The organism is Pararcticibacter amylolyticus, assembly GCF_003130405.1.
Taxonomy (GTDB): domain Bacteria; phylum Bacteroidota; class Bacteroidia; order Sphingobacteriales; family Sphingobacteriaceae; genus Arcticibacter; species Arcticibacter amylolyticus.
Genome location: NZ_QEAS01000007.1, coordinates 187,687 through 200,259 on the forward strand (window position 1 = coordinate 187,687; position 12,573 = coordinate 200,259).

The 12,573-nt window shown below is 43.7% G+C and carries 7 protein-coding genes; all 7 read right to left on the reverse strand.

Annotated elements, in window-relative coordinates; genetic code table 11:
* Positions 1–8 precede the first annotated feature (8 nt).
* The 7 genes from DDR33_RS10170 to DDR33_RS10205 all read right to left on the reverse strand — a co-directional run bounded on the left by DDR33_RS10170 (position 9) and on the right by DDR33_RS10205 (position 12,545).
* Positions 9–596 (reverse strand): GNAT family N-acetyltransferase, encoded by a 588-nt coding sequence (locus DDR33_RS10170; RefSeq protein WP_109415670.1) that lies wholly within the window; start codon positions 594–596, stop codon positions 9–11.
* 190 nt (positions 597–786) lie between these two features.
* Positions 787–2,364 (reverse strand): right-handed parallel beta-helix repeat-containing protein, encoded by a 1,578-nt coding sequence (locus DDR33_RS10175; protein ID WP_109415671.1) that lies wholly within the window; start codon positions 2,362–2,364, stop codon positions 787–789.
* On the reverse strand, positions 2,364–4,700 hold the full coding sequence (locus DDR33_RS10180; RefSeq protein WP_109415672.1) for a glycoside hydrolase family 2 protein: 2,337 nt from the start codon (positions 4,698–4,700) through the stop codon (positions 2,364–2,366). The genes DDR33_RS10175 and DDR33_RS10180 overlap by 1 nt, the downstream gene beginning before the upstream one ends.
* 330 nt (positions 4,701–5,030) lie before the next feature.
* Positions 5,031–5,933, reverse strand: coding sequence for a glycerophosphodiester phosphodiesterase family protein (locus tag DDR33_RS10190; protein ID WP_202913709.1), 903 nt, complete (start codon positions 5,931–5,933; stop codon positions 5,031–5,033).
* Positions 5,934–5,947: 14 nt separating this feature from the next.
* Positions 5,948–8,209: a family 78 glycoside hydrolase catalytic domain gene (locus tag DDR33_RS10195; RefSeq protein WP_109415675.1), complete on the reverse strand. Its 2,262-nt coding sequence runs from the start codon at positions 8,207–8,209 to the stop codon at positions 5,948–5,950.
* 103 nt (positions 8,210–8,312) lie between these two features.
* Entirely contained in the window at positions 8,313–9,746 is a 1,434-nt protein-coding gene (locus DDR33_RS10200; protein ID WP_109415676.1) for a thioredoxin family protein, read from the reverse strand.
* A 30-nt stretch (positions 9,747–9,776) separates the two neighbouring features.
* Positions 9,777–12,545, reverse strand: coding sequence for an alpha/beta hydrolase family protein (locus DDR33_RS10205; protein WP_109415677.1), 2,769 nt, complete (start codon positions 12,543–12,545; stop codon positions 9,777–9,779).
* Between the last annotated feature and the right edge of the window lie 28 nt (positions 12,546–12,573).

Below are 12,573 nucleotides of genomic sequence, written 5' to 3' on the forward strand. Positions count from 1 at the left end.
GTTTATGTTTACGGTTGAAGTTCAGTTGGCCGGTTAAGGAAATATAAAAGGTAGCCAAGATCGATCGTGCCATAAACCGAGAACCCCGAACGGATATACCAGGGCAGATTGCGCTCCGTAGAAGTTTCCAGCATCACGAATCGACCGGCTGCCTCGCTGATCTCGACCACTTTGTCCATCAATAACGTTCCCAATCCATTGCGCTGAAAAGCCGGATCAACCCCAATAAACCAAAGGTAGGCACTTTTGCCCGGCAACTGCATTGCTTTGATCTTACCCTCGCGCGACAGCACTTTCCCGATACCCATGATGCCTACGCAATTCCAGATCAGCGAAAGATCAAGCGTAAGAGAAGTAAAATCGGTTTTTTTAAGTTCAGGATAAAGGATCAACGCACAACCTTTGAAGTCTTCGGTAACCAGCACTTCACCATAACGATAACAAACCTCAAATGCATAGTCCATCAACCATTTGATCTTTTGCTTGCTGTCCTCTCCATTACCGGCGATGTATAAAACACTCAAGTTATCGGCAAATGCCCGCGACAATATTTCTGAAACCGCCGTCTTATCGGCTGGGTAAGCTTTTCTGATCATTGGATATTTATCATAGGTAAATTATTAAAATCAAATTCTCTTGGAAGCGAAAACTCAAAGCCAAGAAAGCGCCACCCGCACCGGTGACGCCTCTACTACTACTAACTATTAACTAATCTTATAAAGAACAAACGTGCTTAAGACCAAACCTTCATTGCCATCTCATTTCTTACTTCACTTGTAATCGTTGTCAGTCGTTTTTTAGTCCACCTTTTAAATACTTGTTCCCCTTTGCAATGATTGGTATCGCCGATTCTTGATAGATCGCAAGGCCATATCCCCGGAGGGCATCCATTGTATCCATCTGGTGCATTTTTGGCTGCATAGCTTTGCCATCGCCTTCTTTAAAATTATTTTTATAAAACTGGTTAGCGCCACCCAAAATGGGTTTAACGGCAAGCAGTTCAGTGGTATGGTCTTTAAAAACCGGGGTAACCCGTTCCTGGGGCGCACGTGATAGCATACCTGCAAACGTATTTTTCCGGTAAATGCCATTCTCAGACCAGTCGCGAAGCGAAAAGCCGGATAAAAATTGGTTACCGATCACCGTGTAGCGGCCATGATTGACCTCCGGAAAAAAGTCCACATAATCATTGTCATAAAACACGTTCTTTTTTACCAAAGTCCCCTGTGCCATCCAGTCGAGCCATAGGCCGACAAAAGCACCATGCACCCGGTTACCGGAAATCTCTATATCAATGGCACCATGAAACTTCATACCCGCCATTTCTGCCCCATAGAAATTGCGTCTTTTGTAGATGTCATGTATAACGTTGTTCAGTATCCGTGAATAAGCCGCTCCGAAACTGCCGCATATGCCCGCTGCACCACAATTATAGATCTTATTGTTCCGTACCAGGTGCGAGCCGATGTTCCCTTTATTCCATCCGCCAGCGATCACCCGAATAATCATTTCGTTATAAACCACCGACCCGTCTTTCGACATGTCCGCAGACCAGACATTTTGGCCCGAAGCCCGATCTTTTCCCAGAGTGATGCCTACGCATTTGCTGTCCGAGATCACATTGTCCTCGATCACCCAGCCCTTGCTCCAGTTCGTTCCGATCAAGCCAACTTGCTCTGCCGTGGGTGGCGCCCACTGCGTTGCGGCCTGGGATAAATGAAAACCCCGGACGGTAATGTAATTTACGCCTGTTTTTTGCGGATAAAAGCAAGCCGGGCGCACATTGATCTCCACCAAAGCATTATTGGGATTGGTGTTGCCGAAGTTGGCCTGTATGACCGTACTGTCACCTGAATACCTGCAGCTCCACGAGTTTTCATCCCTGACGTTTAACCTTTCCTCCAGTGCTTTTCCGTTCAGGTATACTTCACCGGTATGCAGCTGCATTTCTTTCGGAAAGAACCAATCGCCAAAAATGATATCATTATATGGATTGTATTCGCCAAAAAATCGATCCGGTAATCGCTTTTCCCATACACCGTTACCAAGCGATGCCCAATCCCTAACTACTTCCGATCCTTTGATCTCCACCAGCTCTCCAGGTGCAGCCCGGAACGTGATCCGGTGGTCTGCATCCGTACCTGAAAAAGCTGGCGCAACCCATTCCCGGTAGGTTCCGGCGTGTACCGTCACGACATCGCCGGGCCGGGCAAGCGCCGCAGCGTGGTTAATCGTCAAGAACGGTGTACTCTTCGTACCGGGATTGGCGTTGCTGCCATTTTTGGCGACATGGTATTCCGCTGCAATGAGCCTCGTGGCGCAAAGCATTACAGCTAATAGCGATAAAAGCTTTTTACTCATCATCAATGCTCCTGTATCGCTTTTTGAAACATCGCCTTTTCATTCTCTTTGATATTGGTGCTATACTTATCAAGGTAAGCTTTCGCTGCGGGTTTATAAGTGTTCCAATCCTGCTGATTGTACGTATGAATGACCTTAGCCCTTAAATAGATTTCCTCACCCGGCGAACCGAAATCTTTGATCTTGCTTTCTACTTCGTTCCAATTCGGTTTTGCGTCCGGTGTTGGTACATATGGCTGGATGACATCTGTAAAGATGGTATTCATGGCTTTCACATAGGCCGTGCGGTCCGTCTTTGCCCGTGCCAATAATGAAGCAAACCCTTTATCGCTTACCTTTTTCGTCATACCGTCGATAAAAACAATGTCTTCCACACTGTAAGGCGCTTTAAGCGTGGCGAGGTAATCATTGCCAAATCGCGCCTTACCGGCCAGGTCATTGGTCTGTCCCGCCAGCATCGTTAACCGTTTCAGGAAAGCCGCGTCGTGTTTACCATTGATATATTGCTGAATAGCATCGGCATATACCTGTGCCGGTTCAGTCAGGTCAGCATCTTTCGCGGTAACAACCGGCACATTGGTATTGGCATCCGGGTTCAGTTGGCTGTGAATTTTTCGTAATTCCGAAAATGGCACCTTGACCACTTCCCGGTCATAGGTCATCAGACCATTTTGCTCGCCTTCCACATCAAAAGGCTGGGTATAAATCGAACCCGATAAGCCTTCCTTTTTCAGCAGTTGTAAATGCTGGTTCATAATTCGGTATTTCCCGGCTAGGGCCGCAGGTTTTTCCTGGATGTAGCCCCAAGCCGAACCGGTCAGCCACTGATGATCAGGGATAAAAACACCGATCCCGCCAAACTCACCCACCACCTGTGCTTTTCCGGGCTGCTTGATCGGCATCATCGGATCAGGATAAGCATGCACATCCGTCATATCCGCAGACACATATGTATTTGGTGAAGGAGAACGCAGTTGTTCATTCACATATAACAACTCACCTGTATGACCATTGACAATACGCGAAGGATCTGTTTTCTTTACCCATTCGGTTAGCCGCTGCTGATCGTACTGGCCCCATTTTTCGTTGAACAGTACCCAGCAAATAATACTCGGGTTGTTATGCAGTTGCACCAGCTCTTCCGCTGCCTGCTTTTCAAACGCAGGTTTGGCACCTTCCGGTAAGCCCTGGTTCGGGTTCACAAAGTCTTGCCATACGAGCATACCCAGCTTATCCGCATAATAATACCAGCGGGCGGGCTCGATCTTAATATGCTTGCGGATGGTGTTAAAACCCATCGCTTTGATTGCTTCGATATCAAATTTCAGGGCGGCATCGGTCGGGGCGGTGTATAACCCGTCCGGCCAGAAGCCTTGGTCTAAAGTACCGAGGTTGAAATAGGGCTGATTATTGAGGGCAATACGGTCAACACCCTGCTCATCTTTCGTGATCGAGATCTTACGCATACCAAAATAGCTTTTAACTTCATCCGAACCTAGCTTCACGTTCAGATCATACAGGTAAGGGTCGCTAACACTCCATAGGCGCATGTTGGTTATCGGGATAACGATATTGCTGTTGGTTTTTCCTTCGACGGTCTTTCCGGCAGCGGTCAAAGTTACAGCGGCGTTTAAAAGTGAATGCACAACAATATTTACCACCTTTTCATCAATATCCGGTGTAATGGTTAGTCGCTCCACGTAAATGTCGGGTACGCGCTCCAGCCATACGGTCTGCCAGATACCCGAAGTGGGCGTGTAATAAATGCTCTGAGGGTTCAATACCTGTTTACCATGCGGTCCATAACCCTGATCACTCGGGTCCCAGACTTTTACGACGATCTCATTCTCGCCGTTTTTTAGTAATGAGGTGATATCATAGGTAAACTCTGTATAACCGCCCGTATGTTTCCCGGCTTCCTTACCATTAATCAGCACTGTGGCCTCAAAATCTACCGCGCCGAAATGGAGCAGGGTTTTGCCTTTGCCATTGTAGGTAAATGTTCTCTTGTACCACAGGTTTTCGTTGGGATGCAGTACTTTCCTAACGCCGGATAGCGCCGACTCAATGGGGTAGGGTACTAAAATCTGGCCTTGAAAATTAGCAGGCTGTGCGACATCTTTTTTGGTAATGGCATAGTTCCACAGCCCATTCAAGTTTTGCCAGTCCTTTCGTTTCAGTTGCGGGCGCGGGTATTCCGGCAACGCATTAGCCGGGGCTACTTCCTTTGTCCAACGGGTTTGAATAGGCAGAGGTTGTACTTTATATTGCTGGGCCGTTGCTAATAATGGCATTACCGGCAAAACGGTTATTATTATTCTCTTAATAAACTCTTTCATAACGTAATTTCATTTGTGAATTTTTAATCACCAGCAGATCCAATTCCAGTTTGTGCTAAAAGTTATATTTGCTGCCAGCCAGAATTGTTTACTGCGGCTTATTTTATCAGGATTGTCAAAACAACATTTAAAAGCTTCACAATAAATGGCGCGACATCCCAATAATCAGTTTCTTGATTTGCCCCCCGGTATGCCCTTTGGGGCGTTGGAATAATAACCAAGATGTCCCGAATTTCGCCTTGATAGCCGTTCATAGCTGTCCAATCTGTTGAACCATAGGGGGCTTGGCGAACACCATCAAAACTGTGCACTATTTAATATCAAATTAGTCTATTTATGCAGTTTCCGTTTTCTCAGGTAAGCAATCAGTTCATGTGGCCTGTCCGTCTGGATGATATTTACCCCTCTAGCAATCAGCCAGCCCCAGCTTTCTTCAAGCTTTCCTTCAACAGATGCCACATCGTCGTTGTGCCCTCCACAGAGATTCGCCCATAAAGTATTCACCCAAATTCTGGAACCGCCTTTTTTGATGAATTCATTGCGTTTGAATATGTCAATTGTATCATGTTCAAAGACTAGCTCAACCGCTGCAGGCTTCAGGTGTTTTTGGTAATCCAGGATCATCTGCTTATTGCCGCCATAGTCAGTTTCTACAACGGGCATGAACGTAATCGAATCCAATATGCTTCCATACATGGCGTGTAGTATCGAATAATGTTCGTCGCTCTTGAACAAAGCCTGTGATAATGTTCCTGTTTTCTTCAGCACAGCAAATGCCTCTTTGTAGAAAGGCGTGCTATGGTCCAGGTTCACCAGCACTTTACCTTTAGTGAGTAACATGACGTCTTCAAGTGTTGGGATACGTTGTGATGTAGGCGCGCCCAATCCATCCCGAAGGTTTAGCCGTTTTAATTCGGCAAGCGTAAAATCTGAGGGCTTGCCCTTACCTGTTGTCGACCGGTTTAGCGTCTGATCGTGCAGGATCACCAACACACTGTCTTTCGACATTTTCAGATCAAGTTCGACAATATCCACACCTTCCGCGATTGCGAGTTTGTAGGCTTGAAGTGAGTTCTCAGGTGCATTCCGCCAGTCGCCACGGTGAGCGGCGACCATTACCTGTTTATCATTCGGTTCATACAGTTGTTGGATTAGTTTGGCAACCTGTCCAAAGCTGGTCTGGGAATAACCAAATAGTAACATTCCGCAAAACCCATATTTCATCTTTTTCATAAAAAACTATTCATCTATTTTATCCAGTGGTGTTTACCAGGTTTTACGTAGAGCGGCTGTTTCGAACCCGGCAAAAAGACCTCAGCGGTACAGCCCTCAGGAATCTCCACATCCAGTAAAAACTGATCACCTTTTATCTTCCAGCTTACACTGATCTTTCCCTGCACGCTGTCATAACTCGCCTTACACCAAGTCAATCCGCCACCGGGATGAGGCCTGATCCGTATTTTTTTATAGCCTATTTCTCCAGGCGCATTGTCTATCCCCGCCATCACCCGGTACATCCAATCACCGATTGCGCCGTAGGCATAATGATTGAAGCTGTTCATTTCTGGGTTCTGCAGACTGCCATCCGGACGGATCCCGTCCCAACGCTCCCAAATTGTCGTGGCTCCCTTGGTGACCGGGTACAGCCAGCCCGGATACGTCTTCTGCAACAGCAGGCGGTAGGCGACATCGGAGTAACCGAATCTAGAAAGCACATGGCAGATGTAGGGGGTACCGATAAAGCCAGTAGTAATATGGTCATTATAAAACCGAATGTTGTCAACTAGCCGTTTGGCTGCGCCTGCACGCATATTTTCAGGTAATAGGTCAAACTGCAAAGCCAGCGTATATGCGGTCTGCGTATTGGATGAGACCATGCCCCAAGGCGTCACATACTCAGCGCAAAAAGCTGCTTTGATTTTATTCAGCAATTCTGAGTAGATCCTGATGTCATCCGTTTTGCCAAGTACTTTCGCGGATTTCAGTAATAGTTCAGTCGAATGGGCATAAAAGGCCTGGGCTATCAGGTACATATCGGTATGAGCGGTGTATTCCCGGTTGGTCGTCGAGCGGTAGCTCAGCCAGTCGCCATAATGGATGCCTGTATTCCAAAGATCGTCCTTTGCCTGGCTGTGCATATATCCCACAAAGGCCTTCATCGAAGGATACTGCCGGGCAAGCAATTCCCTGTCTCCATATACTTCATACATAGTCCATGGAATAATGGTAGCCGCATCGCCCCAGCCAGCTGATCCTTTTAGTTCCGGGACTACATCCGGGACCACGTGCGGTATCATCCCGCTGGGCAGCTGGTCTGCGGCCAGGTCATTCAGCCATTTGGAAAAAAATGTCCTGACGTCAAAGTTAAAGCTGGCCGTACGGCAAAAAGCCTGCGCATCACCTGTCCAGCCCAGCTTTTCATCGCGCTGGGGGCAATCCGTCGGCACATCCATGAAATTGCTCTTTTGTCCCCAGACGATGTTGTGGTGAAGCTGATTGAGCAGCGAATCGGAGCATTCAAAACTACCAGTGGGTTTCATACCAGCATAAACCGCTACTGCGGTAAAGTCCGACGGGTTTAGCCTACCTCGAACACCGCTTACTCTCACGTACCTGAAACCGAAGTAGGTAAAATGAGGTTCAAAGTGTTCTTCTGCTTCACCGGATAGTATGCCTTTATAAATAGTCTTTGCGGATCGCATGTTATCCATATAGAAGTTTCCTTTCGGATCCAGCACCTCACCGTGGCCTAAGCTTATGGTATCTCCTTTTAGTCCATGCGCCTTAAACATTACCCAGCCTGCTAGGTTCTGTCCGAAGTCCAGCACCTCTTCGCCTCTTGGGGTAATGATGAGCTTCGGGGTAAAGGTTTCATGTTTGCACACCGGCACTCCTTCATTCAACACCAGGTTCCCAAAACCATACTCTGCAACTCTAACCGGCCTGTCAAAATCCGGGTTCTTAGTCGCATCATAGGTTTCCCCGTTCATGATCTCTGCAGCACGGACAGGGCCTTCACTACATTTCCAGCTTTCATCTGAAACAATAGTTGCCTTTCGGCCATCGGTATATACGACCTCGAGCTGACAAAGTAAGGCCAATGTGCTACCAAAGAAATTTTTATTGCCCATCCAATCGATCTGTCCGCGGTACCAACCGCTTGCAAGGGTGACCGTCAAATGATTATCTTTCTGTCGTAGTAGGTGAGTTACGTCATAGTTTTGGTATTGCAGTCGTTTTTGATATGCGGTAAAGCCTGGTGTAAAATAGTCATCGCCAACTCTGTTGTCATTCATCGAAGCGTCATATAGACCATGCGCAGTAATCAGCAGGCTCGCCGATTTTATTTCCCCTTTTAAACTGAACACTTTACTAAAATACTGGGCAGGACGATTAACCGTATCTTCATTATAACCAACCTGGAGCCATCTTGCTTTCCAGTGAATTGATTGAGCATGTGTGGCTGAGCATAAAAGCACTAGCCACAGTGATATTATCCAGGATTTCATTTGTATTTGGATTGTGTTTATTAATAAATTAGTAGAGGTATTTTACATTTTATAGGTAATGAGATTATGCATTGAGTGTACGCTCTGAATTTGATTTTTTAAATCAATTCGACAACTTCCAATCTTTTGGATAGGTTACCTCGTTCTCATTTAATTTTTCGCCGTTCTTCATCTTTTCAATTTTCTTCAAAAACCCACCGCAGCCCCTATTTGCTTCATGTCCATTTTCCAAATTTTCTCTTCTAATCATTTCTAATGCAGTATTTTCAATAGCTATCGCTTTGTGTCTGTATCCAAGTTTGTAAAGTAATGCGGCTTTAGTATCAAGTAATGTTGCTTTATCCTCTGAATTAACCTCTTTCTTTTCCATCAATTTAATAATTGCCTTATCCATCCAAGTAACTGCCAGCTTTAATGATGTGGGCTCTATAACGTGATTGAAATATGTAAACCAGCACAGGTTATTCACGCCATATATAAGAACGTCAGCGGTATTTTCAATGAGATATGTTTCAACTAAGCGATTGTAATATGCATCCCGCTTTTTTATGTTACCTACCCGCCCGTAAAAAGACAAATCTGGCCCTGTCAGTCCCCTGTTTAAGCCCCATAGTCGATATTCATCCACAATTTTATCAGCATCTAGTTCCGGATATTTACTTCGAATCATCTTAGCCAATTGCACCCAATCAGGTCCTTTTTTAAGTGGCTTCCCATCTTTCCATAACCTGTCCTCTAATTCTTCCCTTTTGACTACCGCAACAATAAGAATCTGTGCCCAACCAGCAGATCTTTCCAAAAGACTGTCTGTTTTGTCCACGCCGTATTCCCTTATTGCCTTGAAAATGGCATCGGATGATTTGACAGCAGGTCTGGCGTATGTGAAGGCAATATCAAAGTTTTCTTTTGTTAGAATGATTGATTTTTCCTTTTGTAAGTTGAGATAATGATCAAAATAATCCCTGGTCATCTTAACCACAAGTTCGTTGTCCTGTAACACAGTATAAACAATCTTGATGAGTTCAGGTAATCGCAAATAGTCCTTATTCCCCATCTGGTAGGCAAAAAGCTGATCCCGGAAATGCATAACTTCGGGTTTAGTAGCGAACTTCACCATATTCAGGAACTTGTCTGCTCCTGCGTATCCATAACTTCTGTAAAGTAGCTCTCCATCAGGGGAGAGAATAACCTGTGCTGGCAAAACGCTTAAGCTATACTTTTTATTGATCATTTCAGCGTCCTTGTACCAATTTCTGATAAACTGACCGTCCTTATCTGTCTGATCAACTTGAACCTTAACCGAAATAAAATTTGGATTCATGAACTTACCAACTTCGGAATTGGCAAAGACATGTTCCTCCATTAGCTTACAAGGTGTACACCAAGTAGCGTAACCATCAATAAAGATAAACTTGTCGGTTTCTTTGGCATCCTTTAAAACGTCTGCCCAATTTGTGGCTTTTGAAAACTGTAGCTGTTGAGCTGTAGAAAACGTAACATTTGCCAGGAATATGGCTATTAATGCAATTAATTTCATATAATTTCCTTTTACGAGTTTATGAATGGATTAATGTTTCAGGAGATTGCTGCTCTGAGGAGTTTGAACCTTTGAATCAAATTCGTAGCCAGAGGTCACACCGCGGTCATTGCCCCCCATTACCTTCGTCATCCATATAGGGGCAGGAGAACCTTTAAGATAGTGATCAAAAAATTGCTTCATCCTCAGATAAAAATCTTTTTGATCATTCAAATCTCCGACCCCATGACTATCTTCTTGATATTGAAGCATCCACGCTAGTTTTCCTTCTCTTCTCAGCGAAACAAACCATTCTATTCCCTGTTGAACATTAACGTTTCCATCATGCAGTGTATTGATAATTAAAATAGGTGTAGTGACACGTTTTGTGTAAGTAATAGGTGAGTTTCTAAGATAGCGCTCAGGATCAGTTCCAAGGCTCATCCCTATGCCAGGCTGACGCAATTCAAGATGATCTCCACCTGTACCTGGAATTGCGGAAAATTTACTAATTAGGTCCGAAGCTCCTGAAACGCTAACCAAAGCTTTGAATTTCTTACTCAATGCCGCCAAGCAGTTTGTAGCATATCCACCATAGCTTCCTCCTGCGGCACCAAATCTATTTCTATCTATATAAGTTCTTTTTGCCAATTCATCTGCGGCACCTTCGACTGAGTTTACAATTGCCTGGGCTGGCTCTCCAATTTTATTTTGCTTAATATCTGTTTGGCAGATAATGTACCCCGCAGAGAGCATCATTGGAAAGTTAAAATACATTCCGTGATCTGTATATCCCGGATATTTGAAAACATGGAGATGATCACCCATTCCTGCTTGGTAATAATTAAACAATACAGGATATTTTTTATTCTTATCAAGATTTCCGGGCTTATACAGTACCGCTTCGCATTTAAATCCGTCTTTGGTCGTAAAAGTAAATAACTCGGTATTAAACCATTGATATTCCTTTTCAAAGGAGACATTGCTGAAGTTTCTAAATGTCTTAAAATCACTTGTGGTGAAAAAATTGGGCGATTCCAATTCCGACTGTCTTGGAACAAGCCATATATTAGCATATTTTGCCTTCATTGGTGCTGCCCAGTTACCAATATCTTTACCTGGCGCATAGTATGCATAAGGTCCCATTGTCAACTTTTTAAGACTTGAAGGCTGGCCAATAGTTAGAGTATAAAAGCCGTTTTCCTTTGTATTCTGGTTGAACGCTGAAATGATCAACTGATCCTTTTTGCCAATCAAAAGTTCTGGCCCATTTGAAATAAACCGGAAGCAGATTTTATTGTTTCTTCCGGCTCCGCCCGTAAGGTTGATCGGCGCAATGATACCTGCAGGATCTAACTGCCAAATATCGTAACGGTCATAAACAATTAGTGCTCTTCCGTCCCGGCTCCAATTATAAAATTCAAGTCCCTTACTTTTTGCGTTCATCGGAATTAAATAATCAATATCTGGAACTGGGATATTTATTACATTAGTGAGATTATGAGAGGCTTTCTTTTGATTATCGTAACAAACAAGATCTCCACCTCTGTCACTTTGACCTATAACAAATTTCCCATCAGGGGACATTTTACTCCACAGCACATTATTCAAAATCACTTTCTTTCTATCTTCCAAAGACAGAATGAAGTCCTGATGTTCTCCCATTTTATTCCAAAAATATTCAGTATCGGACCCCTCAATATGGTCAATCAAAGCAAATCTTCCATCATAAGACAAATTCTTCAGTTTATCTTTCTCATGCTCTATCCTGATTGTCAGATTATTTTTGGAATCATACAGTGCAGCATATGATTTTTCAGCTCTTACAGCCTCATCAGTAGCGCTATATGCATAAGGATTCTGATAGCTAAAAACTTTGACCTGATTGACGGACGAGTCAATTTGCTTCATTGGTTCAGCCAACCTAATTAGCAACTTGCCGTTCTCAGTAAAACGAACAACATCTTTTAACGAAAGGTCTGAAAGTTGGTTATTAATTTTCCCATTCAGTTCAATTATATTATTATCATGGAAATTATATAAAAACCAGTTGTTATCAACATCAGAAAACGCAAACCGATCACCTTTACTACAAAGGATGACCTTTTCAATTTTTCGTGTAGAATTATATAGTGTTTCTTTTCTTTTGCTCATAACATCAAAAAGGATTATTCCAGATCCAATGCTAGATTGCTGAACCATATAAATTTTATTGTTCAATTGATCGCTCACGAAAGAGTAAATGTTACTAAACGACATTTCTCTGCTCAAATTAAGGTCACGAAAGAAAAGTCCGCCATTCTTCAACGTATATAATATGTAGGGCTTACCATTCAGACTCCATAACTCATATTGTTTTACGTCGCTAATACTATGAAACTGCTCAGTTCCTAATGCTTGAATATTTAGTTTTCCATTCTCATGCATGCAAATTGCAAATCTGGAATCGCTGGAAAATTCAAGACGACTTAACTCCGAAAACTCCATTTTCCAATTTCCATCTACAGCTTTTATGGTTGAATTGAAGGGATAGTACTGGCCTACAAGTGTAGTATGGAATGCAGCATATTTTCCGTCATCACTGATAACGCCGCCAACAACTTGTTTCCATTTTTTTATTGCATCGGGATCTAGTTGACGTAAACCCCGCTCCTGTCCCTTAGAAATGAGAGAGGAAAGAGCAATAAGAAACGATATTTTAATGAAGTGTCTCCAAAAAATTAGAGAGGCAGACATATAAGAAAACATTAAGTGATCTAATTTTCTATAAAGCTGAGGCCAATGGCGTTCCCAGCCATCCTTATTATGGATAATTTGCATATTATCTATCTGAAAGTTCTATTATCTC

What these genes read in the sequence shown, in the direction of transcription:
- DDR33_RS10175 (WP_109415671.1), bottom strand. Translation starts at nt 2,364, where the DNA reads ATGATGAGTAAAAAGCTTTTATCGCTATTAGCTGTAATGCTTTGCGCC.
- DDR33_RS10195 (WP_109415675.1), bottom strand. Translation starts at nt 8,209, where the DNA reads ATGAAATCCTGGATAATATCACTGTGGCTAGTGCTTTTATGCTCAGCC.
- DDR33_RS10180 (WP_109415672.1), bottom strand. Translation starts at nt 4,700, where the DNA reads ATGAAAGAGTTTATTAAGAGAATAATAATAACCGTTTTGCCGGTAATG.
- DDR33_RS10205 (WP_109415677.1), bottom strand. Translation starts at nt 12,545, where the DNA reads ATGCAAATTATCCATAATAAGGATGGCTGGGAACGCCATTGGCCTCAG.
- DDR33_RS10190 (WP_202913709.1), bottom strand. Translation starts at nt 5,933, where the DNA reads ATGAAAAAGATGAAATATGGGTTTTGCGGAATGTTACTATTTGGTTAT.
- DDR33_RS10200 (WP_109415676.1), bottom strand. Translation starts at nt 9,746, where the DNA reads ATGAAATTAATTGCATTAATAGCCATATTCCTGGCAAATGTTACGTTT.
- DDR33_RS10170 (WP_109415670.1), bottom strand. Translation starts at nt 596, where the DNA reads ATGATCAGAAAAGCTTACCCAGCCGATAAGACGGCGGTTTCAGAAATA.